The 22,843-nt window shown below is 73.8% G+C and carries 23 protein-coding genes; 11 read left to right on the forward strand and 12 right to left on the reverse strand.

Translation table 11 applies throughout. The features are described from left to right. Positions 1-15 precede the first annotated feature (15 nt). Complete coding sequence (locus E1212_RS20210) at positions 16-837, reverse strand: NAD(P)H-binding protein (protein WP_131985767.1); 822 nt, start codon at positions 835-837, stop codon at positions 16-18. Between the two features lie 157 nt (positions 838-994). Here E1212_RS20210 and E1212_RS20215 point away from each other — a divergent pair, with 157 nt between their 5' ends. Next, positions 995-1,969: an AraC family transcriptional regulator gene (locus E1212_RS20215; RefSeq protein ID WP_131985832.1), complete on the forward strand. Its 975-nt coding sequence runs from the start codon at positions 995-997 to the stop codon at positions 1,967-1,969. A gap of 55 nt (positions 1,970-2,024) precedes the next feature. On the opposite strand, the gene E1212_RS20220 is transcribed toward E1212_RS20215, so the two are convergent. Then, a complete protein-coding gene (locus E1212_RS20220; RefSeq protein WP_131985769.1) occupies positions 2,025-2,579 on the reverse strand; it encodes a dihydrofolate reductase family protein in 555 nt (184 codons plus the stop codon). 51 nt (positions 2,580-2,630) lie between these two features. On the opposite strand from E1212_RS20220, the gene E1212_RS20225 reads away from it, so the two are divergent. Further along, positions 2,631-2,960, forward strand: a complete 330-nt coding sequence (locus E1212_RS20225; RefSeq protein WP_131985771.1) for a TfoX/Sxy family protein — start codon at positions 2,631-2,633, stop codon at positions 2,958-2,960. A 16-nt stretch (positions 2,961-2,976) separates the two neighbouring features. Here the strand turns inward: E1212_RS20225 and E1212_RS20230 are convergent, their stop codons facing one another. From E1212_RS20230 to E1212_RS20255, 6 genes are read right to left on the reverse strand one after another with little or no spacing between them, the layout of a single operon-like run. After that, on the reverse strand, positions 2,977-4,281 hold the full coding sequence (locus E1212_RS20230; RefSeq protein WP_131985773.1) for a DegT/DnrJ/EryC1/StrS family aminotransferase: 1,305 nt from the start codon (positions 4,279-4,281) through the stop codon (positions 2,977-2,979). Then, positions 4,278-5,426 carry a mandelate racemase/muconate lactonizing enzyme family protein gene (locus E1212_RS20235; RefSeq protein WP_131985775.1) on the reverse strand — a complete coding sequence of 383 codons (1,149 nt, stop codon included), beginning with the start codon at positions 5,424-5,426 and terminating at the stop codon, positions 4,278-4,280. Before E1212_RS20235 ends, E1212_RS20230 begins: the two co-directional genes overlap by 4 nt. Further along, the gene (locus E1212_RS20240) at positions 5,413-8,337 is read right to left on the reverse strand and encodes a neutral/alkaline non-lysosomal ceramidase N-terminal domain-containing protein (RefSeq protein ID WP_131985777.1); all 2,925 of its coding nucleotides are present in this window, start codon (positions 8,335-8,337) and stop codon (positions 5,413-5,415) included. Before E1212_RS20240 ends, E1212_RS20235 begins: the two co-directional genes overlap by 14 nt. Positions 8,338-8,344: 7 nt before the next feature. Next, positions 8,345-9,196 carry a carbohydrate ABC transporter permease gene (locus tag E1212_RS20245; protein WP_203417038.1) on the reverse strand — a complete coding sequence of 284 codons (852 nt, stop codon included), beginning with the start codon at positions 9,194-9,196 and terminating at the stop codon, positions 8,345-8,347. 11 nt (positions 9,197-9,207) lie between these two features. Then, entirely contained in the window at positions 9,208-10,191 is a 984-nt protein-coding gene (locus E1212_RS20250; protein ID WP_131985779.1) for a carbohydrate ABC transporter permease, read from the reverse strand. Then, positions 10,188-11,543 carry an ABC transporter substrate-binding protein gene (locus E1212_RS20255; RefSeq protein ID WP_131985781.1) on the reverse strand — a complete coding sequence of 452 codons (1,356 nt, stop codon included), beginning with the start codon at positions 11,541-11,543 and terminating at the stop codon, positions 10,188-10,190. The genes E1212_RS20250 and E1212_RS20255 overlap by 4 nt, the downstream gene beginning before the upstream one ends. Positions 11,544-11,685: 142 nt before the next feature. Between E1212_RS20255 and E1212_RS20260 the strand changes: the two genes are divergently transcribed. Genes E1212_RS20260 through E1212_RS29570 form a run of 5 tightly spaced genes read left to right on the forward strand, consistent with a single transcriptional unit; the run spans position 11,686 to position 14,436 of the window. Beyond that, positions 11,686-12,363, forward strand: a complete 678-nt coding sequence (locus tag E1212_RS20260; RefSeq protein WP_131985783.1) for a GntR family transcriptional regulator — start codon at positions 11,686-11,688, stop codon at positions 12,361-12,363. Continuing rightward, positions 12,353-13,126, forward strand: a complete 774-nt coding sequence (locus E1212_RS20265) for an SDR family NAD(P)-dependent oxidoreductase (RefSeq protein ID WP_131985785.1) — start codon at positions 12,353-12,355, stop codon at positions 13,124-13,126. Before E1212_RS20260 ends, E1212_RS20265 begins: the two co-directional genes overlap by 11 nt. A 19-nt stretch (positions 13,127-13,145) precedes the next feature. Further along, positions 13,146-13,508: a sensory rhodopsin transducer gene (locus E1212_RS20270; RefSeq protein WP_131985787.1), complete on the forward strand. Its 363-nt coding sequence runs from the start codon at positions 13,146-13,148 to the stop codon at positions 13,506-13,508. A gap of 5 nt (positions 13,509-13,513) precedes the next feature. Then, complete coding sequence (locus E1212_RS29565) at positions 13,514-14,038, forward strand: alcohol dehydrogenase catalytic domain-containing protein (RefSeq protein WP_162605555.1); 525 nt, start codon at positions 13,514-13,516, stop codon at positions 14,036-14,038. Then, positions 13,993-14,436, forward strand: a complete 444-nt coding sequence (locus E1212_RS29570) for an MDR/zinc-dependent alcohol dehydrogenase-like family protein (protein ID WP_162605554.1) — start codon at positions 13,993-13,995, stop codon at positions 14,434-14,436. Before E1212_RS29565 ends, E1212_RS29570 begins: the two co-directional genes overlap by 46 nt. Here E1212_RS29570 and E1212_RS20280 read toward each other — a convergent pair whose 3' ends face one another. Continuing rightward, positions 14,437-15,105, reverse strand: coding sequence for a response regulator (locus tag E1212_RS20280; protein ID WP_131985791.1), 669 nt, complete (start codon positions 15,103-15,105; stop codon positions 14,437-14,439). Beyond that, positions 15,102-16,151, reverse strand: a complete 1,050-nt coding sequence (locus E1212_RS20285) for a sensor histidine kinase (protein WP_131985793.1) — start codon at positions 16,149-16,151, stop codon at positions 15,102-15,104. The genes E1212_RS20280 and E1212_RS20285 overlap by 4 nt, the downstream gene beginning before the upstream one ends. A gap of 142 nt (positions 16,152-16,293) precedes the next feature. On the opposite strand from E1212_RS20285, the gene E1212_RS20290 reads away from it, so the two are divergent. Genes E1212_RS20290 through E1212_RS20300 form a run of 3 tightly spaced genes read left to right on the forward strand, consistent with a single transcriptional unit; the run spans position 16,294 to position 19,471 of the window. Continuing rightward, positions 16,294-17,223 (forward strand): ABC transporter ATP-binding protein, encoded by a 930-nt coding sequence (locus E1212_RS20290; protein ID WP_131985795.1) that lies wholly within the window; start codon positions 16,294-16,296, stop codon positions 17,221-17,223. After that, a complete protein-coding gene (locus tag E1212_RS20295) occupies positions 17,220-18,683 on the forward strand; it encodes a DUF1349 domain-containing protein (RefSeq protein WP_203417039.1) in 1,464 nt (487 codons plus the stop codon). The genes E1212_RS20290 and E1212_RS20295 overlap by 4 nt, the downstream gene beginning before the upstream one ends. Continuing rightward, positions 18,680-19,471, forward strand: a complete 792-nt coding sequence (locus tag E1212_RS20300; protein ID WP_131985797.1) for an ABC transporter permease — start codon at positions 18,680-18,682, stop codon at positions 19,469-19,471. The genes E1212_RS20295 and E1212_RS20300 overlap by 4 nt, the downstream gene beginning before the upstream one ends. 16 nt (positions 19,472-19,487) lie before the next feature. Here E1212_RS20300 and E1212_RS20305 read toward each other — a convergent pair whose 3' ends face one another. Continuing rightward, complete coding sequence (locus tag E1212_RS20305) at positions 19,488-20,381, reverse strand: LysR substrate-binding domain-containing protein (protein WP_131985799.1); 894 nt, start codon at positions 20,379-20,381, stop codon at positions 19,488-19,490. 165 nt (positions 20,382-20,546) lie between these two features. Here E1212_RS20305 and E1212_RS20310 point away from each other — a divergent pair, with 165 nt between their 5' ends. Further along, a complete protein-coding gene (locus E1212_RS20310; protein ID WP_131985801.1) occupies positions 20,547-22,091 on the forward strand; it encodes an MFS transporter in 1,545 nt (514 codons plus the stop codon). Between the two features lie 21 nt (positions 22,092-22,112). Here E1212_RS20310 and E1212_RS20315 read toward each other — a convergent pair whose 3' ends face one another. Next, a complete protein-coding gene (locus E1212_RS20315; RefSeq protein WP_203417040.1) occupies positions 22,113-22,769 on the reverse strand; it encodes a G5 domain-containing protein in 657 nt (218 codons plus the stop codon). Between the last annotated feature and the right edge of the window lie 74 nt (positions 22,770-22,843).

Here is a 22,843-nt window from a genome sequence, read left to right on the forward strand (position 1 = left end):
GTGTGGGAGGGCGGGTCAGACGTTCCACACGCCGCTGGCGGCGGCGTCGCGGGCGTAGTCGGCGAAGTCCTTGGGCTCGCGGCCCAGCGCCCGCTGGACCCCGTCGCTCAGGTGCGCGTTGCGGCCGTCGAGGACCTCGCCGAACAGGTAGCCGACCAGCCAGGCGACCTCGGGCGGCAGGTCCGCGTCCGCCAGTGCCGCGATGTAGTCCTCGTGCGCGAGGGGGATGAAGGCGATCTCGCGCCCGCTGGCCTTCGCAATCTCGGCGACCGCCTCGGCGAAGGTCAGCAGCCGCGGCCCGGTCAGTTCGTACACCTCGCCGGCGTGGCCGTCCTCCGTCAGCGCCGCCACCGCGACGTCGGCGATGTCGTCGGCGTCGACGAACGGCTCCGGCACGTCGCCGGCCGGCAGCGCGACCTCACCGGCGAGGATCGGGTCGAGCAGGTAGCCCTCGTCGAAGTTCTGGTTGAACCAGGAGCAGCGGACGATCGTCCACTCCAGCCCGGACGCCTGCACGACCTTCTCGGTGGCCTCCGCCTCCTCCTCGCCGCGCCCGGACAGCAGCACCAGCCGCTGGACGCCGGCGTCACGGGCGGCCTCGGCCAGCGCCCTGACCAGGTCGGCGGAGCCGGGGATGGCGATGTCGGGGTAGTACGCGATGTAGACGCGGCCGACCCCGGCCAGCGCGGCCGGCCACGTGGTGCGGTCGGTCCAGTCGAACGGGATCTCCGCCGACCGCGACCCGACGCGGAAGTCCGCGCCGCGAGCCGTCAGGCGCTCGACGACCCGGCGGCCCGTCTTGCCGGTGCCGCCGAGAACGAGGGTGGTGGCGTTCATGGTGTGCTCCCTGGTGTCGTTGTGGTGATGACCTGTCGTCCAGTGAAGCAATGCTGACTCGGCTGATCTATGACTGTGTGACCGTCATTCATGCTTGATCGTCCAACCACTCTGGATGTCCGGTCATGACAAGCGGATACTCGTGGGCATGACGACGATGCCGGATCACTGGGCACCCACCGACCCGCTGGGCGAGGCGCTGCACCAGATGCGCATGAACGGCGCGTTCTACTGCCGTTCCGAGCTGAGCGCCCCCTGGGGCATGACGATGCCGGCGATGCCGGGCCACATCTGGTTCCACATCGTCACGTCGGGCCCGGCCTGGCTGCAGCCCGAGGACGGTGCGCCGCGGCGGCTGCTCCCGGGCGAACTGGCGCTGGTCCCGCACGGCCGCGGACACCTGATCCTCGGTGCGCCCGGTGCTTCGGCGCCGAACGTGATGGACCTCGAGCGCGAGTTCTCCAGTGACCGGTACGAGCTGATCCGTCACGGCGGTGGCGGCGACCCGACCACTCTGATCTGCGGCGCCGTCCGGTTCGACCACCCGGCCGCGCGCAAGCTCGTCGAGGCCCTCCCCGAGACCATCCACGTCGAGGTCGGCGGGTCGCCGCAGCAGGAGTGGATCCACAGCACCCTGCGACTGATGGCGAGCGAGGCCCAGCAGCTGCGCCCCGGCGGCGAGGAGGTCATCACCCGGCTCGGCGACATCCTGGTGATCCAGGCGATCCGGGCGTGGCTCGAGACCGACCCGGCCGCCCGCACCGGCTGGCTCGGCGCCCTGCACGACGAGCAGATCGGCCGGGCGATCTCTCTCATCCACAAGCAGCCGGACCGCGACTGGTCGGTGGCCGGCCTCGCAGCCGAGCTCGCGATGTCGCGCTCGGCGTTCGCCGACCGGTTCACCAAGGTGGTCGGCGAGCCCGTCATGCAGTACCTGACGACGTGGCGCATGAACCTCGCCCTCGACGCCCTGCAGTCCGAGCAGGCGACGGCGGCGCAGCTGGCCAGGCGCCTGGGCTACCGCTCCGAGGCCGCCTTCGCCCGCGCCTTCAAACGCGTCGTCGGCCTCCCGCCAGGCGCCGTCAAGCGCGGCTCCGTCCCGGCCGCCCCCTCGCCCGCGACGCCGGCGTGACCCGGCGGGCGGCTCGCGCGACGGGGTGTGCGCGGCGGCACGGGGCGGCCAGAGGCTAGGGCCTGAGCACCCGGTAGCGGAGCACGGTGCCGGTGGCCTCCACGAGCTCGAGGTCGACCCGCTCGCGGCCGGGGCCGCCGTAGAGCCGCACGCCGTCGCCGAGGAGCAGCGGGGCGAGGTGCACGAGCAGCTCGTCGACCAGGCCGGTCTCGAGGCATTGCAGCGCGACGTCGGCGCCGAGGACCAGCAGGTCGCCGTCGCCGGCGGCGGCCATCGCCGTCGAGACCGCGGCCTCGATGTCGCCGGACAGGAAGGTCCGAGACCCGGCCGAGCCGCCCGGCCCGGCCGATCGATCGGCCGGCGGGTGCGTCGTCAGCACGAACTCGGGCCCGGACCACTCGCCCTCGAACGCCTCGCCGCTGCCCTTGCCGGCGTCACGCTGCCCGACGTCGTAGGTGTGGCGGCCGCAGAGGATCGCGCCCACGCGCGGCACCACGTCCGTGGAGGCCTCCGGCGGTGCGGGCTGCTCGAACACCCAGTCCATGTCGTGGTCCGGCCCGGCGATGAACCCGTCGACCGACATCGTGACGTGCCACAGCACCCTGCCCATCCCCCGAACCTACCGATGCACGAGACCGGTGCGGTGCGGCAGTCTGGGGACATGGCATTCGACGATGGCCTGGCCACGCGCGTCCGCGAGATCGTCGGCGAGCGGTCCGGCTGCTCCGAGAAGCGGATGTTCGGCAGTCTCGTGTTCTTCCTCGACGGCAACATGGCCTGCGGCGTGCAGGACGACGGCCTGCTGGTCCGGCTCGCCCCGGCCGACCGCGAGGCGGGGCTCGGCGAGCCCGGCACCCGGCCGTTCGAGCTCACCGGCCGGCCGATGAGGAACTGGCTGGTCGTCGACGCCGCGGCGGTCGCCGAGGACGCCGACCTGCGCCGCTGGGTCGGCCGCGGCCTCGCCTTCGCCGGCACGCTTCCGCCCAAGTAGTCGGCCGGCCAGGCCGTCACCACACCGGCTCGGGCAGCCCCTCACCGATCCCGCGCAGCCGGTCGCGGTGCGCGACCACCCGCCGGAAGATCTCGGCCAGCACGCCGGGGAAGCGCGGATCGCGCAGGAACTTGGTGTGCACGAAGACCGCCCGCTCGACCACCCGCGCCGACACGTCGTACGACAGCGGCACCTCGTCGGCCCAGTGCTTCCAGGCCGGGTCCTGGTGCGTGGGTGTGAAGCCGGCCTCGGCCCAGACGCCCTCGGCCGCCAGCGTCACCCGCAGGTCCTTGGGCGTCAGCCCCAGCGACGACTCGAGCGCGTCGGTGCAGGACAGGTAGAGCGAGAAGAACGGCGGGTACTCCGCGTCCGGTGGCGGGTTCCACAGCACCGGCTCCGGGAACACCGAGGGATCCTCGATCAGCGACCGGATCAGCCGCCGGTTCTCGCGCATCTGCAGCCGCGCGTGCAGCGCCCGCAGCCACTGCACCAGCAGCAGAGCGGCGGGCTGCTCGCCCATCCGCTGGTTGCCGGCCATCATCGGCCCGACCTCGGCGAACGGGATCGGGTCGAGGCGGCCCGGTCCGGTGCCGCAGTCGGTGTCGGCGCGCATCAGCGCCGCCAGCTCCGGGTCCGAGGTCAACGTCAGACCGCCCTCGCACGACGGCGCCGCCTTGCCGCCGCCCTGGCCGGAAATCGACGCCGTCGGGGCGCCGGGACCGTCGAACCGGGCCGCACCGCCGAGCGCGTTGTCGTGGTGGACGACGACGTCGTGCTCGCGCCCCAGCGCGGCGATCCGGTCGATCGCGCCGAAGTTGCCGTACATCGTCGCGGGCACGACGGCCAGGACGCGGTCGCCGTGCGAGGCGAGGTACGACGCCACGACTTCCTCGTCCATGGTCGCGTCGAGCTTGGCCGGGATCGGCACGATCCGCGGCGCCCGGCCCAGCTGCGCCGCAACCCCGAGCACGACGCCGTGGTGCGCCGACGCGTGCGTCAGGTCGGCGACCAGCACCTCGTCACGTCCCCGCGCCCACCCAGAGCCCCGGGCGTACAGCTGCGCCCGCAGCCCGCTCGCGATGGCCAGCGTGCCGTTGGGCTGGCCGACGCCGTACCGGTGGCCGGTGGTGTCGGCGACCACCTGCTCGAGCACCGCCCGCCACTTCGCCGGGTGGTTGGCGTAGCCGACCCACTGCCCGCCGTCGGTGATCTCGCCGAGCAGAGCACTCTCGACGGCGCCGGTCTCCGGCCACACCGGGTCGGTCGCCGCCGTCACGACGGGCGAACCGCCCAGCACGGCCGGCAGCGCGACGCCGCTCATCGCGCGCCACCCGAGGCGAACAGCGAATGCCCGGGCGCGTACCGCTCCAGCGCATCGCCGTCGAGCCGCAACCCCAGCCCGGGCGACGACGGCACCGGCAGGTACCCGTCGGGGTCCAGCGCGAAGCCGCCCGCCGCCAGCTCGTCGATATAGGCCGACCCGGTCTTGTACTCCACCAGCTCCGTCGCCGGCAGCGCCGCCGCCAGGTGCAGGTCGGCAGCCAGCCCGACGGCGGTGTTCCAGCCGTGCGGGACGAACGCGACCCCGAACTCCGCGGCCAGCCAGGCCACCCGGCGCGACTCCGAGAGCCCGCCGCCCTTCGTGGTGTCCGGCTGGACGATGTCGAACGCGCCCGCGGCCAGGAAGCGGTGGAAGTCCTGCCGGCGGGTCAGCACCTCGCCGCCGGAGATCGGCACCCGCGACCGGCGCCGCAGCTCGACGAAGCCCTCGACGTCGTCGGGGCGCAGCGCCTCCTCGAACCAGGCGACGTCGTAGCCGGCCAGCATCTCGGCGGTCCGGACCGCCCACGGCAGCCCGCGCGGCCAGAACGCGTCGGACCCGCCCGCGTCGACGGCCAGGAGCGCGTCGGGCCCGACGGTCTCGCGTGCCGCCCGCACCATCTCCTCGTCGACGGCGTCGCTCACCCGGCCGAACGACCCCCAGCCGATCTTGAACGCGGTGAACCCGTCTGCCACCAGCCGGGCGAGGTCGTCCTTCAGCACCGGCGGGTCGTCCATCAGCACCGACGCGTACGGCCGCACCCGCTCGCGGTACCGCCCGCCGAGCAGCGTGCTCACCGGGAGCCCGGTGACCTGCCCGAGGATGTCCCACAGCGCGATGTCGATGCCGCTGACGGTGTGCGTGACCGCGCCGCCGCGACCCAGCCAGAACGTGTTCTCGTGCAAGATCTGGCTGACGCGGTCCGGCTCGCGCGGGTCCGTGCCGACGGCGAGCGGGCGCAGCGTGTCGAGCGCGGCCCGCACCAGCGTCTCGCTGGAGAACACGCTGCCGATGCCCACGACGCCCTCATCGGTGTGCACGGCGACGAGCGTGTGGACGTTGTCGTCCGGGTCCAGCTCGCGTGCCCAGCCGCCCTTCGGGGTCGCGCCGCGCAGCCCGGCCGCCTTGATGTCAGTGATCCGCATGATCCCTCTCCACGTCGATGACGACCGCCTCGTCGGCGGCCAGCGCGAACTCCCCCGCCGCCACCCGCCGCGCCGGCGCGCCGGCCGGAGACGCGGTCGACAGCAGCACCCGACCGTCGACCGGCAGCGGCACTGTCGCCGGCCGGTCGGTGAGGTTGAGCAGCACGAGCTTCCGGTCGCTCCCCTCCGTGCGCCGGTACGCGAGGACCGACTCGGTCCCGGCGTCGAACGTGATCGACCCGCGGCGCACCGCCGGCGACGCGTGCCGCAGCCGGGTCAGCGCCCGGTACAGCCGCAGCATCGACTCCGGATCGCGCACCTGTGCCTCGACGTTCAGCCGCGCCAGGTCGCGCGACACCGGCAGCCACAACGACGCCTCCGGAGCCGGCGAGAACCCGCCGTTGACGCCGTCGTTCCAGGGCATCGGGGTGCGTGACGGGTCCCGGCTCACGCCGCCGTGGGTGCGGGCGAAGTAGTCGCGCTGCCGCTCCACCGGCACCGGCTGGTCGGTCAGTCCCAGCTCGTCGGCGTAGAGCAGGCACGGCGTCGCGGCCAGCGTGAGCAGCAGGACGGCGGCCACCCGCGCCTGCGCCGGACCCAGGCGGGTCGCCAGCCGCACCCGGTCGTGGTTGCCCAGCGCGACGATCGGCCAGGCGCCGTCGGGCAGCGCCGCGTAGAGCCCGGACAGCTCCGAGCGCAGCAGGTCGGCCCGCCAGTGGGTCTCGAGCAGCCGGAACGGGAACGGCAGGTGCATGCCGGCCGTGTAGTACTCGGCCCAGTCGGCCCACGGCATCGCCTCGATCTCGGCGATCGTCAGGCGCGAACCGGGGTACTCGTCGGCGACCGCGCGGATGTCGGCCAGCGCCGTGAACGTGTCCGGGTGCCGGCGGTCGTACACGTGCAGCTGGGTGCCGAAGTCGGGATGCTGCAGGTCGAACTCGTTGTGGTTGCCGCCGGGCGCCGCCGGGTTGTCGCGGAACTCGGGGTCCTTCATCAGCATGTGCGCGACGTCGATGCGCACGCCGTCGGCGCCGCGGTCCAGCCAGAACCGCAGCACGTCCAGCAGCGCCTTGCGCACATCGGGGTTGCGCCAGTTGAGGTCCGGCTGCTCCACCAGGTGCGAATGCAGGTAGTACTGCCCCGTCGGCTCGTCGAACTCCCACACCGACCCGCCGGCCTCGCTGGTCCAGTTGTTCGGCACGCCGCCGCCCGGCGCGGGATCGCGCCAGACGTACCAGTCGCGCTTCGGGTCGTCCCGCGACGACCGCGACGCGACGAACCACGGGTGCTGGTCGGACGTGTGGTTCGGGATGTAGTCGACGATCACCCTGATGCCGCGCTCGTGCGCCGCGGCGACCAGCCGGTCGAACGTCTCCAGCGTGCCGAACACCGGCTCGACGTCGAGGAAGTCGGACACGTCGAAGCCCTGGTCGAGCAGCGGCGAGCGGTAGAACGGCCCGGTCCAGACGGCGTCGATGCCCAGCTCGCGCAGGTAGTCCAGGCCCTGGATCAGCCCGTCGAGGTCGCCGATGCCGTCGCCGGACCCGTCGCGGAAGCTCGGCAGGTGGCACTCGTAGACGACGGCGCCACGCCACCAGTCCTCGTCCGCGCCGCCGACCAGTCCGGCGGCGCGCACGCCCGCCGCCACCAGGTCGTCCTCGATGTCGGCCCGGAACGGCAGATGACAGGCGATCAGCGGCACTTCATAGGCCGGGTACGGCTCGGCCGGCGGCTCGTACGCGTCGTGCGTCGGCGCGTAGCCCAGCCAGCCGTTCGTCGTCGACAGCACCAGGCAGTCCTCGCCGAGCGCCTCCTGGAGCCGGCGCTTGATGCCGTGGAAGACCTCGACGTTGTAGCCGAGCAGCGTCACCGGACCCAGCCGCAGCGCGTGCACCCACAGGGGCCGGCGCACCTCCTCGCCGGCTTCGAGCGCGGCGACGGTCCGCCGCAGCGACAGGTACGTGACGTCGTCACCGTCGTCACGTCGTTTGCGCAGCTCGTCCAGGTCGTAGGGCGCCAGTTCGTACGGGATCTCCTGCTTGACGACGGCGACGGCTTGCGTCGCGAGCGGCTCCGCCGCCGTCAGCCCCGCCGACACCGCGTCGGCGAACCGGCCGGCGAACAGCTCCAGCGCGACCAGCGACTCCTCGGCCGGGCCGTGCGCGTAGAGCGGGTTGAGGTCGCCGAGCGCACCCTGCAGGAACACGCCCGTCGCGCCGGGGTGCGCCGCCTCGACCAGCCGCAGCGCCTCGCCCGGGTAGTCGCCGTGCACGGCCGACGTCTCCTCGCAGCAGATCACCGGGTGGCACGAGTACGAGGCGACGAACCCGGCCAGCTCGCCGCCGTGGTCGACCCGCAGCACGTGCACGCCCGGATCGATCAGGGACGGGTCCGGCTCGCTCCACGAACCGGACAGAGCGGCGGCGTTCGTCAGGCCGCGCGACGGCAGCATCCGGTTGTGGGCGAACCGGTCCAGCGGGGCGACGGCGTGGCGCACCGTCGCCGGCGCCAGCGCGCGCACCGCCTCGACGCACGCGCGGGCGATCAGCTCCGGCAGCCGGGCGACGTACAGCTCGTCGGGCGCGCCCCAGCCGACGTTCTCGACGGTGGCCGGGCCGGAGTGGTTGTGGGTGGCGTGCACGACCACCTCGTCCGGGTGCCAGCCGGTCGCCTCGGCCACCCGCGCCGTCACCTCGTCGACCACGGCGGCCGCCACCCCCAGCAGGTCGCAGCTCACCAGCACCCAGCGGCCACCGCCGTCACCGTCACCCCCGGCCACCGCGACGGCCCGGGCGTACAGCGGCGCGTGCACCGAGGTCGCACGCCGGCGCAGGAACGGGCCGAAGCCGGCCAGCTCGACGCCGAGGGGCGGGGTGAGGTCCGTCCGGCCGAAGCCGATCCGCACGGTCATGGTGTGCTCATCCTTTCGAGACGCCGGCCAGCAGGCCGCGGACGAAGTGCCGTTGCAGGGCGACGAAGACGGCCATCGGCACCAGCACCGACAGCACGGCCGCCGACGTGAGGATCTCCCAGCCGTCGCCGCGCGAGGCGACCAGCTGCGACACCGCGACCGTCATCGGCGCGACGTCGCGGAAGCCGCCCAGGAAGATCAGCGCGACCAGCAGGTCGTTCCACGTCCACACGAAGTCGAAGATCGCCAGCGCCGCCAGCGCCGGCCGGGCCACGGGCAGCACGACCGAGAAGAAGATCTGGCCCCGGGACGCACCGTCCATCTCGGCCGCCTCGAACAGCTCGCGCGGGATCGCGGCGAAGAAGTTGTGCAGCAGGTAGATCGCGAACGGCAGCCCGAAGCCCAGGTGCACCAGCCAGATGCCGAGGAAGCTGCCGGTGAGGTCCAGCGCGCTGAACGCCCGCAGCAGCGGCACGAGCGTGATCTGGATCGGCACGATGATCAGCGCGACGATGGTCAGCAGCACCGCCGAGCGCAGCCGGAACCGCATGCCGGCCAGGGCGTACGCCGCGGCCGCGCCGGCCGCCACCGTCAGCAGGGTCGCCGGCACCACCACCGCGAGGCTGTTGAACAGGCTCAGCGCCATGCCGTCGCGGTCGAGCACCCGGCGGTAATTCTCCAGCGTGTAGTCGCCGGGCAGCGCGAACGACTCCCACCAGCCCGACGACAACACCGCCCACGACGGCCGGAACGCGCTGACCACGAGCCCGACCAGCGGGACCGCCCAGATCGCGGCCACACCCAGCACCACCACGTGCACGGGGATCCGCCGCCACCTCGGCGCCCGCACGCGCACCACGCCCGCCGCCATCACGCGGCCCCGGTCTCGCGGCGGAACTGCCGCACGTTGGCGATCATGATCGGCACGACGGTGAGCATGAGGATCGTCGCGACCGCGCCGGCCAGCCCGTTGTCCTTGGCGGTGAACAGCGCGCGGTACATGACGGTCGACAGCACGTCGGTGCCGTAGTTGCCATTCGTCATCACGTAGACGATGTCGAACGCCTTGAGCGCGACCACCGTCATCGTCGTCGCCACGACCACGACCGTCGGCATCAGGAACGGCAGCGTGACGTGCCGGAACGCCGCCCACTCCGACGCGCCGTCCAGCCGGGCCGCCTCGAGCAGCTCGCCCGGCACGGACCGCAGCGCCGCGTCGAAGATCACCATGGCGAACCCGGCCTGGGTCCACAGCGTCGCGCCGATCAGCGCGTAGTTGTTCGTCGCGGTGTCGACGATCCACGCGACCGGCTCGCCGCCGAGCGCCGTCACGACGGCGTTCAGCGTGCCGGTCTGCGCGGCGCCCGGCGGCTGGTAGTCGTACATGAAGCTCCAGATCACCCCGGCCGCCACGGCCGAGATCGCGATCGGCAGGAACAGCGCCGCCTTGATCAGCGCGCCGTACCGGACCCGCTCGGACAGCACCGCGATCACCAGCCCGACCAACACCGCCAGCGACGGCAGCAGCACCACCCAGAGCACGGTGTTGCGCAGTGCGACGCGGGTGACCTCGTCGGACAGCGTCTGCGCGTAGTTGGCGAACCCCGCGAACCCGCCACTGCCGCCGTCGCCGTCGTCGACGAGGCTCCAGCCCACCGTGATGACCGCCGGCACGGCGAGCGCCAGCAGCACCATCGCGACGGCCGGGCCGGCGAAGAGCCACGGCGCGAGTCGCCGGTAGGCGCCGTGCGGCAGCGCGGCCAGGGCGCGGTCGCCGAGGCGCAGGTAGGCCCAGCCGGCGACGACGATCACTGCCGTCGCCGCCAGCGTGAGGACGATCCGGTCGCCGATCATCGGGCCCGGGCGTCCTCGATGCCCTGCAGGATCGCGTCCAGGTCGCCGGGGTTCTGGGCGAACGCCAGCCCGGACTGCCAGAACGCGTCCACCTCGGACTGCGGCATCAGCGAGTTGCCCAGCGGATACGTGCCCTCGGCCGAGGTCAGGACCTCGTTGGCGCGGCGCAGGAACGGGTCCTCGTAGGCGTCGGCGGCGACCGTGACGTTCGGCGAGAGCCAGCGACCGGTCGCCGCGATGAGCGTGCCGGCCTCGGTCGAGGCGAGGTAGCGGATCAGCGCGGCCGACTGCGGCGACTCCGTGACCATGCCGAGGATCTCGCCGGAGATGGAGCGGATGCCCGGGTGCTCGGGGCTGAAATCCGGCGCCGGGAAGAAGTCGAGGTCGGTGCCCGGCTCCAGGTCCGGGAACGCGTCGGTGATGATGCTGCCCATGAACGTGGCCTGCTGGATCACGTAGCAGCCGGGGTCGTCGGCGAACATCGGGTTGGCCGCCTGCGAGAAGTCGGTGCTGAGCACCGTCGTCGTCCCGCCGTAGACCATGCCCTCGGCGATCATCTCGCCATAGGTCTCGTAGGCCTCTTTCACCTGCGGCGACGTCCAGGGCTCAGTGCCGTCGCGCCAGGCGCGGTGGAACTCCGGCCCGGCCTGGCGGAGCAGGATCTCGTCGATGAAGTCCGCGGCCGGCCAGCCGCTCGCGGCGCCGCTCTCGAGGCCGACGCACCACGGCGTCTCGCCGGCGGCCGCCTTCTCCGCCGCCCAGGCCTGCAGCTCGTCCCAGCTCGCCGGCTCGGTGGGGCCGTCGTAGCGCTTCGGGTCGTACCAGATCAACCCGCCCAGGTTGATCGTGTTGTAGAGCCCGAACAGCTCGCCGCCGGCGGTCCCGGTCTCGAGCATGCTGGCCGGGTAGTTGGTGGTGAGCACCGCCTCGTCGACCACCTTCCGCAGGTCGACGAGGGCGCCCTGCTCAGCCAGCGCCGCCATCTCGCCGATGGCCGGCGTGGCGACGAGGTCGGGCGGGTTGCCGCCGTCGACCCGGGTCTGCAGGACCGCCGCGAAGTCGCGGGTGCCCTCGTACTGCACGTCGATGCCGGTGGCGTCCTCGAACGGCGCGATGACGCTGAGGAACGCGTCGAGCTCCTCGCCGCCCAGGACGCCGAGCATCGTGACGCCGCCGCCGAGCTCCTCGCCGCCGGCCGCCTCGAGCGCGGCCTCCTCTGCTGCGGCGACGGCGCCGTCGCCGGCCGCCGCCTCTTCGTCCGGGCGGGCGGACTCGCTGGTGCTGCACGCGGCCAGCGCGGTGACGACGGCGCCCGCCGCGACCAGCGCGGTCCCACGGTGACGCAGGTTCATGGTCGGCTCCTCGGTTCGTCGGGATGACCGGGGTCGGTGTGTGGTGCAGGACCGTAACAGAGTCGACGGACGATTGTCGACAGTCGCTCATATGCTCTAGGATCGGGGTCATCCGCTCGCTACACGAGGTTGGAGTGCCCCTATGACCGGACTGGGCTTGCGACGGGTTCCCAGCCTGTCGCGGCGTGAGCACGTCGCCGAGATCCTGCGCGAGGCGATCACCAGCGGCCGGCTCAAGCCCGGCGACCGGCTGGTCGAGCTCGACCTCGCCGCGGAGCTCGGCACCAGCCGCGCCCCCATCCGCGAGGCGCTGCGCCAGCTCGAGCAGGAAGGGCTGGTCGCCTCCTACCCGTACCGCGGCAGCGAGGTGCTGGGCGTCTCGCAGGACGAGGTCGAGCAGGTCCTGGTGCCGATCCGCATCACGCTGGAGCGCTTCGCGTTCGGCAAGGCGCTCGACAAGCTGGGCCACGCCGACCTCGACGCGTTGCAGGTGCTGGTCGACGACATGCTGGTGGCGGCGCGGTCCGGCGAGGCGGAGCGGCTGGCCGACCTCGACATCGGCTTCCACGAGCTGGTCATCACCCGGTCCGAGCAGCGGCACTGCCTGCAGATGTGGAAGACCATCCAGCCGCGCGTGCGCGCCTACTTCCGCCGCGACGCCCCGGCCCACTCTGACCCCGCCGAGGTGGCACGGCAGCACCAGGAGCTGCTCGACGTCATCCGCTCGGGCGACCGCGACGCGGTGCTCGACGCCGTCAAGCGGCACATCCACATCCACCTCGCGCCGCCGCGAGGAGCGGAGAGCGGCGATGTGGCCTGAGACCGTCGCCGTCACCGGCGCGGGCTCCGGCATCGGCCGGGCGGTGCTGGTGGCCGCGGCGGCGCGCGGAGCCCGGGTGGCGGCCCTCGACGTGGACGCATCGGCGGCGACGGCGGCAGCTGCGGCCGCGCGGGCGGCGGGTGCCGCCGACGCGGTGGCGGTCGCGTGCGACGTGTCGTCCGAGGCGTCGGTGGCGACGGCGTTCGCCGCGGTGGCCGACGCCGTCGGCGACCCCGGGGCGGTGTTCGCCAACGCCGGCATCGAGGTCAACGCGCCGGTGCACGCCTTCCCGGCCGCGGACTGGGAGCGCGTCGTCGCCGTCAACCTGGTCGGCGTGTTCCTCACCTGCCGCGAGGCGCTGCGCCGGCTGGTCGACGCCGGCCGCGGCGGCTCCGTCGTCTGCACGTCGTCGCCGGCCGCGTTCGTCGGTCACTCCGGCGGCGGGAACAGCGCCTACGCCGCGTCGAAGGGCGGGGTGTCGGCGTTCGTCCGGTCCGCGGCCCTCGACTACGCGCCGCACGGCATCCGCGTCAACGCCGTCGTGCCCGGCGCGACCGACACCGCGATGCTGACGGCCGGCGGTGCCGACCCGGACCGGATCCGGGCCGCCGCCGCGACCCAGGTCCCGCTCGGGCGGCTCGGCCGGCCCGACGAGGTGGCCGCGGCGGTGCTGTGGCTGCTGTCCGAGGAGTCGTCGTACGTCACCGGGTCGCACCTGGTCTGCGACGGCGGCCTCATGGCGAAGAGCGCCAACGACTTCTGACGAACGAGGAGGATTTCGCGTGGAGCCGATCGGTTCGACGGTCTGGGTGGTCGCCGACGGATACATTCCGCCCGGCAGCAGCGGCGACGACCCGGCGCTGGCCAGTCACGAGAGCGTCTGCATCCTCAACGCGGGGCCGGCCGACGCGACGGTGCGGCTCTGGGTCTACTTCACCGACCGCGAGCCCGACGGGCCGCACGTCCTGTCCGTCCCGGCGCGGCGGGCGTTCCACCAGCAGCTCGGCGCGCTGGGCGTGCCGGCGGGCGTCGACTACAGCGTCTTGCTGCACAGCGACGTTCCGGTCGTGGTCCAGCACACCCGGCTCGACTCGCGGCAGGCCGCCAACGCCCTGATGTCGACCATCGCCTACCCGGCGCGGTGAGCGCGATGGTGACGACGAGGCGCAGCGAGCTGACCGGGCCGCGGACGTCGGCCGTGCGGACGGTCGAGCTGCCCGGCCCCGGCTACGGCGAGGTCCTGCTGAAGGTACTGGTCAGCGGGGTGTGCGCGAGCGAGGTGGCGGACTGGACGGCCGGCCCGCAGTCTCCGGAACCGCCGGTGCTCGGGCACGAGCCGGTCGGCGAGGTCGTCGCCGTCGGCCCCGACGTGACGGCGTTCGCGGCGGGCGACCTGGTCACCGGCCGCGTCGACGCCGCGTTCGCGGACCTCGCGATCGGCGCCGTGCGCGACCTCGTTCCGGTTCCCACCGGCCTGGACCCGGCCGAGGCCCTCGGCGAGCCGCTGGGCTGCGTCGTCGAGGCGCTGCGCCGGACCCGGCTCGACACCGGCGACCGGGTCGCCGTCGTCGGCACCGGCTTCATGGCCTGGTACTGCTGCAACTACTCCGGCACGCGGGGACGCGGCAGGTGGTCGCGATCGACCCACGGCCGGACGCGCGTGAACAGGCGCTGATCCACGGCGCGGACGCGGCGGCGGCACCGGGCGAGGTCGACACGGCCGGCGACTTCGACGTCGTCGTCGAGGCTTCCGGCACCGCGCCCGGCCTCGACCTCGCGACGACACTGGTACGCCCCCACGGCGTGCTGTCGATCATGGGTTACCACCAGGAGCCGCGCACCGTCGACCTGCGGACCTGGAACTGGAAGGCCATCGACGTCGTCAACGCCCACGTCCGCGACCGCGACCGGCTGCGCGAGAGCGTCCGCCGCGGCCTCGACCTGGTCGCCGCCGGCCGCATCGACATCGGCGCGCTGGTCACGCACCGCTTCGCCCTCGACGAGGTGGACGCGGCGTTCGAGGCGCTGGTCGCCAAGGAGCCCGGGTTCGTCAAGGCCGCCATCGCCTGGTGATCAGCGGCCGTGGCGCGGGATGACGAGGCCGCCCTCATAGGCGGTGACGACGGCCTGGGTGCGATCGCGCAGGGCGAGCTTGGCGAGCACCCGGCTGACGTGGGTCTTCACCGTCTCTTCGCCGACGACCAGACGTGCGGCGATCTCAGGGTTCGACAGTCCCTCGGCGACCAGCCGCAGCACCTCCGTCTCGCGCGGCGTCAGTGCCGCCAGACCGGCAGCCGGTGCCGCCGGCCGGGGCCGCAGCCGGGCGAACTCGGCGATGAGCCGCCGGGTGACGGAGGGAGCGAGCAGCGCCTCGCCGGCGGCCACCACACGGACCGCATCGAACAACCGCTCCGCCGTCACGTCCTTGAGCAGGAACCCGCTGGCGCCGGCCGCGAGCGCGTCGTACACGTGCTCGTCGAGGTCGAACGTCGTCAGCATGAGGATCCGCGGGCCGTCGCCGCCGGCATCGCCGACGATGCGCCGGGTCGCCTCGATGCCGTCGAGGACCGGCATCCGCACGTCCATGAGCACGATGTCGGGCCGGACCTCGCGGCACAGCGCCACGGCCGCGGCGCCGTCGGCCGCGCTGCCGGCCACCGTGACGTCGGGCTGGGTGTCCAGCAGGGCCACGAAGCCGGCCCGGACCACCTCGTGGTCGTCGACCACCACGACGCGGATCACGGCGACGGCTCCGGCTCGCGGGCGGGCGACGTGGGCAGCACGGCCTCGACGACGAACCCGCTGGCCGGCTCCGGCCCCGCCCACAGCTCGCCGCCGACCGCGGCCGCCCGCTCCCGCATCCCGAGCAGCCCGTGGCCACCGGCAGGGCGCCCATGCGCCGCCGCCGGGCCGGGGCCGCTGTCGCGCACCCGCAGGTGCAGGGCCTCGGCCGCATAGCGGAGCTCGACGTCGACGGCGGCACCCGGCGCGTGCCGGCGTGCGTTGGTCAGCGCCTCCTGGACGATCCGGAACGCCGTCAGCTCGAGGCCCGGCTCGAGTGGCCGGACCTGCCCGCTGACGATCAGCCGGGTGCTCGCGCCGCCGACGTCGCGCGCCTCGTCGATCAACTCGATGAGCTGCGGCAGGCCGGGCTGCGGCCGCCGGGTGCCGCCGTCGTCGGCGTCCTCGCGCAGCACGCCGAGGAGCCGGCGCATCTCGGTGAGCGCCTCGCGGGCGGTGTCGCCGATGGCCCGCAGCCGGTGCGCACCCTCGGCCGGCAGCCCGGGAGTGGCGAGCCGGGCGGTCTCGGCCTGGACGGAGATCATCGACAGGTGATGCGCAACGACGTCGTGCAGCTCGCGCGCGATGCGCGCGCGCTCGCCGCGGGCCGCGTGCTCCAGCAGGGTGTCGGCCACGGCCCGCTCCGACGCCGCCCGGTGCGACGCCGCCGCCCGGCGCCGTCGCACCCGCCGTGTCACCAGCAGCACCACGACGACCAGCTGGGCCGCCACGGCGGCGAGCGTCGGCGTGCTGAACGTCGCGAGCGTGAGCAGCACCGCCGTCGTCACGGCAGCCGTCGCCGCCGCGGGGTGGGCGCGCGCGAACGCCACCGGCACCGTCGCGGCGAGCGCGAGCAGCAACGCCACGGGCAGCCCCGGCCCGGGGTCGCCGGCCCGCACCGCGACCTCGGCGACGGCGGCCGCCGCGAGCACCACTGCGGCCAGCAGCAGCCGGTCGGGGACGGCGACGTCCCGGCCGGCCGCGACCACGGTGGCGGCACGCCTCACGCCGTCCGTTCTCGCGCGCGCGAGAACGGCGCCGTCCCCCTGAGCAGGATGTCCGCCGTCCCCCACACGAGGGACGCGGGCTCCGGCAAGACGGCTCCGGCGCGTGACGACGCGGCCGGCCCGCGCTGTCTAGCCTTCCCCCATGGACGCCGACATCGAGGTGCGTGACCTCCGCAAACGCTACGGATCGACGCTCGCGGTCGACGGGCTGTCGTTCACCGTCCCGCCCGGCCGGGTCACGGGGTTCGTCGGCCCCAACGGCGCCGGCAAGTCGACGACGATGCGCATCATCCTGGGGCTCGACGCGCCGGACGAGGGTGTCGCACTGGTCGGCGGGCGCCAGTACCGGTCGCTGCGCACGCCGCTGCGCCACGTCGGCGCGCTGCTCGACGCGGCCGCGGTCCACCCGTCCCGGCGAGCCGCCGACCACCTGCTCTGGATGGCGCAGGCGAGCGGCCTCCCCCGCCGCCGGGTCGACGAGGTGATCGGCCTGGTCGGGCTGGAGTCGGCGGCCGGACGGCCGGCCGGCGGGTTCTCGCTCGGCATGCGACAGCGTCTCGGCATCGCCGCCGCGCTGCTCGGCGACCCGCCGGTCCTGATGTTCGACGAGCCGGTCAACGGGCTGGATCCGGACGGCATCCGATGGATCCGCGAGCTGCTGCGCTCACTGGCGGCCGAGGGCCGCGCCGTCCTCGTCTCCAGCCACCTCATGGGCGAGCTGGAGGACACCGCCGACCACCTCGTCGTCATCGGGCGGGGCCGGCTGGTCACCGAGACGAGTGTCGGCGCACTGCTCGCGGCGGCGTCCGGCGGCCGGGTCGCGCTGCGCACGTCGCACCGGACCGAGGCGATGACGGTGCTGGCCGGCGCGGGCGCGACGGTGGCGGCCACCGGCCGCGAGACGGTCACCGTCGGCGGCCTGCCCACCGAGCGCGTGATCGCCCTGCTCTCCGACCACGGACTGCCGTTCAGCGAGGTCTCGGCGCACCGGGCCTCGCTCGAGGAGGCCTACATGGAGCTCACCCGCGACGCCGGCGAGTTCACCGCCGCCGCGGTGCCGGGTGCGTCGTGACGACCACGCTGCGGCCGGTGCCGCCGCGGTCCCAGCGCGCCGCCGGATTCGGCCGGCTGCTCCGCGCGGAGTGGACCAAGTTCCGGTCGGTGCCAGGCTGGGTGGCCGGCATGGTCGCCGCGGTCGTCGTGACGGTGCTGGTGTCGCTGCTCGCCGCCTCCGGGAGCGGCACCGACGCCAACGACGTCCCGGACCTCGTCACGGGCCCCGACGGCGGCCTCGTCGCCGACGCGTTCCAGTTCGTGCACGGCCCGATGACCGGCGACGGCAGTGTCACCGTGCGGGTGACCGGCCAGGACGCCAGCCACGACGACGCCATGGCTGGCCTGATGATCAAGGACGGGACCACGCCCGGGTCGGTCTATGCCGCACTCATGGTCACCCCTGCCGACGGCGTGCGGCTGCGGGCCATGTTCGACGCCGATGTCGCCGGCCGCGACGGCGTCGCACCGCGGTGGCTGCGACTGGTCCGCTCCGGCACCGAGGTCACGGGCTACGAGTCCGCCGACGGCATCGACTGGGCCGAGGTGGGCACGGTGGATGTGCCTGGGCTGCCCGAGACCGCCGAGCTCGGCGTGTTCGTGGCCTCGCCGCCGGACGTGCGGGTGGAGCGCCAGGCGGGCAGCACCTCGGTCGGCGAGGTCGAGACGATCGGCCGCGCGACCTTCGCGGACCTCGCCGTCGACGCCGACGACGCGGTTGCCCCCGAGCGGTGGTCCGGCACGGACGTCGGCCGCACCGGGACCGGCGCTGTCACCATCGCCGGCGGCGTCCTGACGGTGACCGGCTCCGGCGACATCGGCCCCGATCCGCCTGACGACGACCCCGTGCAGATCGGCCTCTTCGGCGCGGTCGTCGGGCTCATGGTGGTGATCGCGGTCGCCGTGCTGTTCGCCACCTCGGAGTACGGGCGGGCGATGATCCGCACGACGTTCGCGGTGACTCCTCGCCGCGGGCAGGTCCTGGCGGCGAAGGCGATCGTCATCGGCGGGGTCACGTTCGTCGCCGGCCTGGTCGCGGCGGTGACGGCGGTCCTGCTGACCCGGCCGCTGCTGCGGGACGCGGGCTTCGGCCCGCCCGCCTTCCCCGAGTCCTCGCTGTTCGACGGGCCGGTGCTGCGCGCCGTCGTCGGGACGGCGGCGATGCTCGCCGTCGTGGCCGTCCTCGCGCTGGCCGCCGGGATCCTCACCCGGCACAGCGCCGGCGCCATCACCGGCGTGGTGCTGCTGGTGGTGCTGCCGATCCTGGTGGCCTCCGCGCTCCCACCGGGCGCCGCGGAGTGGATCATGCGTCTGACCCCGGCCGGAGCGCTGGCGATCCAGCGCACCAAGGACCCGACCGCCGGGCTGGTCGAGCCGTGGGCCATGGTCGGGCCGTGGGCCGGGTTCGGGATGCTGTGCCTCTACGCGACCGTCGCCATGGCGTTGGCGGCCAGGTCGCTGCGCGGACGGGACACGTGAGCCGCGTCCTGCGGGCGGAGTGGACCAAGCTGCGCACCGTCCCGAGCACCGCATGGCTGGTCGCCGCCGTCATCGGGCTGACCCTCGCGCTCGGCGTGGCCGCGGTGGCCTCCGTCGACACGGCGCACTGCCCGACGCCGACGACGTGCGCGGAGGACACGGCGCGGCTCAGCCTCACCGGCGTCTGGCTCGGGCAGGCCGCGGTGGCGGTGCTCGCCGTCCTGGCGGTGACGAACGAGCACGCCAGTGGGCTGATCCGCAGCACTCTCGCCGCCTCGCCCTCGCGGGTGCGGGTGCTGGCGGGCAGGCTCACGGTGGTGACGGTGACGGTGGTCGCTGCGGCCGCCCTCGGCGTGGCCGGGTCGGTGCTCGCAGCCGCGGCGATCCTGCCGTCGAACGGCTTCACCCCGGCCCATGGCTACGCGCAGCTCTCGCTGGCCGACGGTCCCACCTTGCGGGCCGCCGCGGGCAGCGTGCTGTACCTGGGACTGGTGGCGGTGATCGGCGTGGCCGTCGCGACGATCGTCCGCGGTACGGCCGCCGCCCTCACGGCCGCGCTCACGGTGCTCTACGCCATCCCGCTACTCGTGCGGTTCGTCTCCGACCCGGGCTGGCAGGAGCAGCTGCAGCGCTGGTCACCGTCGTCGGCGGGACTGACGATCCAGGCGACCACCGGACTGGAGCGGCTGCCGATCCAGCCCTGGGCCGGCCTCGGGGTGCTGGCCGGCTACGCGTTCGTCACCCTGGTCCTCGCCGCGGCGCTGTTTCACTCCCGCGACGCCGGCTGATCACGACACCGGCCGATCAGGTCGCCGCCGGGGCGGGCGCGGCCGGAGGCGGCGGCGCGGAGCGGCCGGCGAAGGGCTGGCCGAGGATGGCCGACGTCAGGGCCTCGACGGGCTCGACGGGCGAGCGCGGGTTGGACAGCAGCGTGAAGTCGATGTCGCCGAGCTCGGGCAGGCCGACCGAGGCGGGCAGCGCCTGCAGGTCCGCCGGGACCAGGCTGCTGGGGAACACCGCCACCCCGATGCCCGCCCGCGCCGCCGCCAGCACGCCGTTGACCTCCAGCGTCTTGCAGGTGATCTTCCAGCTGCGCCCGGACTCCGCGAGCACCCGCAGCGCCGTCACCCGGCTGACCGACGGTGCGGTGTAGGTGATGAGCGGGATCGGCTCGTCGGGGCGGACCTGGGTGCCGGGCAGGCCGATCCACACCAGGCGGTCGCGGCGGACGACCCGGCCGACCGTCTCGCCGGGGAACTCCTTGATGAAGACCAGGTCGAGCTGGTTGGCCTCGAGCCGGCGCATGAGCGTGCGGGTCTGGGTGACCGTCAGCTCGAGGTTGATGCGCGGGTGCAGCTGCCGGAACGCCCGCAGCACGGCCGGCAGCTGGGCCAGCGCGAGGTCGTCGGCGGCGCCGAAACGGAGCCGGCCGCGCATGGCGGTGCCGGTGAAGTAGCTGGCCGCCTCGTCGTGCGCGGCGAGGATGGAGCGCGCGAAGCCGGCCATCGCCTCGCCGTTGTCGGTGAGCGCGGTGGCGCGGGTGTCGCGCAGCAGCAACTGCCGCCCGGCCGCCTCCTCCAGGCGCCGGACGTGCTGGCTGACGCTGGGCTGGCTGATGCCGAGCTGCTGCGCCGCCTGCGTGAAGCTCAGCGTCGACGCCACCGCCAGGAATGTGCGCAGATGTACCGGATCGAACATCGACCGTTCACCGCCATCGGAAGTCGTCATTGGATTTCTTGATGACATTTATAGCCCTTATCGGCTTAGCGAATCGGCGTTCAGCACCTAACGTTGAACACGGTCCTGCCGCTGAGGCGGGACCGCTGCACGCCAACCATCCGTACCAGCACAAGGAACCCCACCGTGAGACCGGCGTCCGTCGCCCTTCACCCGTCCTCACAAGCCCACTCAGATACGCGCCCGGTCGCGCCGCCCGCCGCGGACGACCAGGAGCACCGGTCGCACTGGCGCGACACCTTCGCCTCGCTCCGAGTACGCAACTACCGCCTCTACGTCATCTCCCAAATCCTGACCAACACGTGCGGCTGGATGCAGCGCGTGGCACAGGACTGGCTCATCCTCAGCCTGACCGGCAACGTCGCCTGGGTCGGGCTCACCGTCAGCCTCCAGCTCGCCCCGATGCTCGTGTTCGGCCTCTGGGGCGGCGTCGTCGCCGACCGCTTCGACAAGCGCAAGCTGCTGATGATCACGCAGTCGCTGTTCGCCCTGTCGGCCCTGACGCTCGGGACGCTCACGCTGCTCGGCGCGATCGAGCCGTGGCACGTCCTGGCCGCCGCCGCGTTCACGGGCCTGGCGATCGTCGTCGACAACCCGGCCCGGCAGGCGTTCGTGCCGGAGGTCGCCGGGCGCCAGCACCTGCGCAACGCCATCAGCATCAACTCGACGGTGTTCCAGCTGGGCGCGCTGATCGGACCGGCCCTGGCCGCCGTCGGCATCGCGCTGGTCGGCGAGGGCTGGTCGTTCATCGTCAACGCGCTGGCCGGCGTCGTCGCCGTCGTCCTGCTGGTGATGATGCGCGCGTCCGAGCTCTCGGCCGCGCCCGCCATCGCCCGCACCCGCGGGCAGCTGCGCGAGGGCCTGCGCTACGCCGGCGACGAGCCGGTCATCCTGTGGTCGGTCGTCCTGGTCGGCTTCGTCGCGATCACCGGCATCAACCTCGCCACCGTCCTGGCCGCCTACGCCGACGATGTGTTCGACATCGGGTCGGCCGGCTACGGCCTGCTGAACTCGTGTCTCGCCGCCGGTGCCGTGGCCGGCGCGCTCGCCTCGACCCGGCGCAGAAGCCTGCGGCTGCGCACGCTCGTGTACTCCGCGGGCGTGCTCGGCGTGCTGCAGATGGTGGCCGGCATGATCGACTCGCTGCCGTTGTTCTGCGTGGTGCTCGTCGGGGTCGGCGCGGTCACGCTGCTGTACCTGACCGGCGGCAACACGCTGGTCCAGACGACGGTCGCGGGCACCATGCGCGGGCGGGTCATGGCGCTGTACATCCTGGTGCTGTTCGGCGCGCAGGCCGGCTCCGGCACTCTCGTCGGCTGGATCGCGCACGAGGCGGGGGCCCACGTCGCCATGATCGTCAGCGGTGCCGGGCCGCTGCTGGGCGCGATCACCGTCGGCGCCGTCCTCGCCCGGAAGGGCCGGCTCACGACGCGGCTCATCCTGCGCGACCGGCCCGGTCGCGGCGTGCTCTACGTCGTCCCTCGCGACTCCGTGCCGGCGGCGTCCGGGTCGCCGGTGCCGGGGCTGCTCAGCCGCGGCCTGCGCGACGGGTCGCGCTCGACGCATCCGGCCGAACGACGGCGACGGCGGCAGTCCCGCTCGGGGCCGGTCCGGGCGCATGCCCGCCAGCACGCCGACCGCTCGCGGACCCGGCGCAGCCCGCTGCGGTGACCTCGATGGCGACGGGATCGGCTACTCGCAGCCGGTCCCGTCGTCGTCGGCGTCGAGACCGTAGATGTCCTCGCCCGTGACGGTGACCGGCCCGTCCGCGTACGACGGTCCGTTGCCGCTGCCGCCCGCGCAGTCGACGTCGCTGTCGACGGGCACACAACCGCTGTAGTTCGGATCGCAACGCTCGTCGGGCGGCGCCTCGACGAGCGCCGCCTCCTCGGGCTCCGGCTCCGGCTCCGGCTCCGGCTCCGGCGGCGGCTCGTACGTTCCCACCGTCGTCACCTCGTCGACCGGCGCGGTGGTGACCTCGTCGCTCACCAGCACCCGGCCGGTCTCGACGCCGTCGGTGAGCGTGACCTCGAAGACGAGCGTCCGCACCCCCGCGGCCCCGGCGGTCGTGACGGCGGACGTGCCGGCATCCATGGTGTCGTCCTCGACGGTGACCCGCTCGAACGGGACCGCCTCGGTCTCGGACACGGTCTCGACGGTGACCACCGGCGTCGGCGACGGCGTCACCGCCGGCGAGGCCGACACGGTCGCCGTCGCCGCGGAGCCGGCCAGCGGCGCCGGCCGCGGCTCGTCGCCGCCGGCCACATCCCCGGCCGACCCGCAACCCGCCGCGGCGGCGAGAAGAAGCACGGTCACGAGCGCCCGCAGGCGCGATCGATCGACGGTCATGGCCCCCCGGCCCTCTGCACCCATGATCAGGAAAGCCGCGAGGCTAGTCCTCCCCCACGGCCGCGTCAACAGCC

This window comes from Jiangella ureilytica, from assembly GCF_004348545.1.
Lineage (GTDB): Bacteria > Actinomycetota > Actinomycetes > Jiangellales > Jiangellaceae > Jiangella > Jiangella ureilytica.

Coding starts and splice junctions, on each gene's coding strand:
- E1212_RS20210 (WP_131985767.1), bottom strand. CDS start 837: ATGAACGCCACCACCCTCGTTCTCGGCGGCACCGGCAAGACGGGCCGC.
- E1212_RS20215 (WP_131985832.1), top strand. CDS start 995: ATGCCGGATCACTGGGCACCCACCGACCCGCTGGGCGAGGCGCTGCAC.
- E1212_RS20220 (WP_131985769.1), bottom strand. CDS start 2,579: ATGGGCAGGGTGCTGTGGCACGTCACGATGTCGGTCGACGGGTTCATC.
- E1212_RS20225 (WP_131985771.1), top strand. CDS start 2,631: ATGGCATTCGACGATGGCCTGGCCACGCGCGTCCGCGAGATCGTCGGC.
- E1212_RS20230 (WP_131985773.1), bottom strand. CDS start 4,281: ATGAGCGGCGTCGCGCTGCCGGCCGTGCTGGGCGGTTCGCCCGTCGTG.
- E1212_RS20235 (WP_131985775.1), bottom strand. CDS start 5,426: ATGCGGATCACTGACATCAAGGCGGCCGGGCTGCGCGGCGCGACCCCG.
- E1212_RS20240 (WP_131985777.1), bottom strand. CDS start 8,337: ATGACCGTGCGGATCGGCTTCGGCCGGACGGACCTCACCCCGCCCCTC.
- E1212_RS20250 (WP_131985779.1), bottom strand. CDS start 10,191: ATGATCGGCGACCGGATCGTCCTCACGCTGGCGGCGACGGCAGTGATC.
- E1212_RS20255 (WP_131985781.1), bottom strand. CDS start 11,543: ATGAACCTGCGTCACCGTGGGACCGCGCTGGTCGCGGCGGGCGCCGTC.
- E1212_RS20260 (WP_131985783.1), top strand. CDS start 11,686: ATGACCGGACTGGGCTTGCGACGGGTTCCCAGCCTGTCGCGGCGTGAG.
- E1212_RS20265 (WP_131985785.1), top strand. CDS start 12,353: ATGTGGCCTGAGACCGTCGCCGTCACCGGCGCGGGCTCCGGCATCGGC.
- E1212_RS29565 (WP_162605555.1), top strand. CDS start 13,514: ATGGTGACGACGAGGCGCAGCGAGCTGACCGGGCCGCGGACGTCGGCC.
- E1212_RS20290 (WP_131985795.1), top strand. CDS start 16,294: ATGGACGCCGACATCGAGGTGCGTGACCTCCGCAAACGCTACGGATCG.
- E1212_RS20305 (WP_131985799.1), bottom strand. CDS start 20,381: ATGTTCGATCCGGTACATCTGCGCACATTCCTGGCGGTGGCGTCGACG.
- E1212_RS20315 (WP_203417040.1), bottom strand. CDS start 22,769: ATGACCGTCGATCGATCGCGCCTGCGGGCGCTCGTGACCGTGCTTCTT.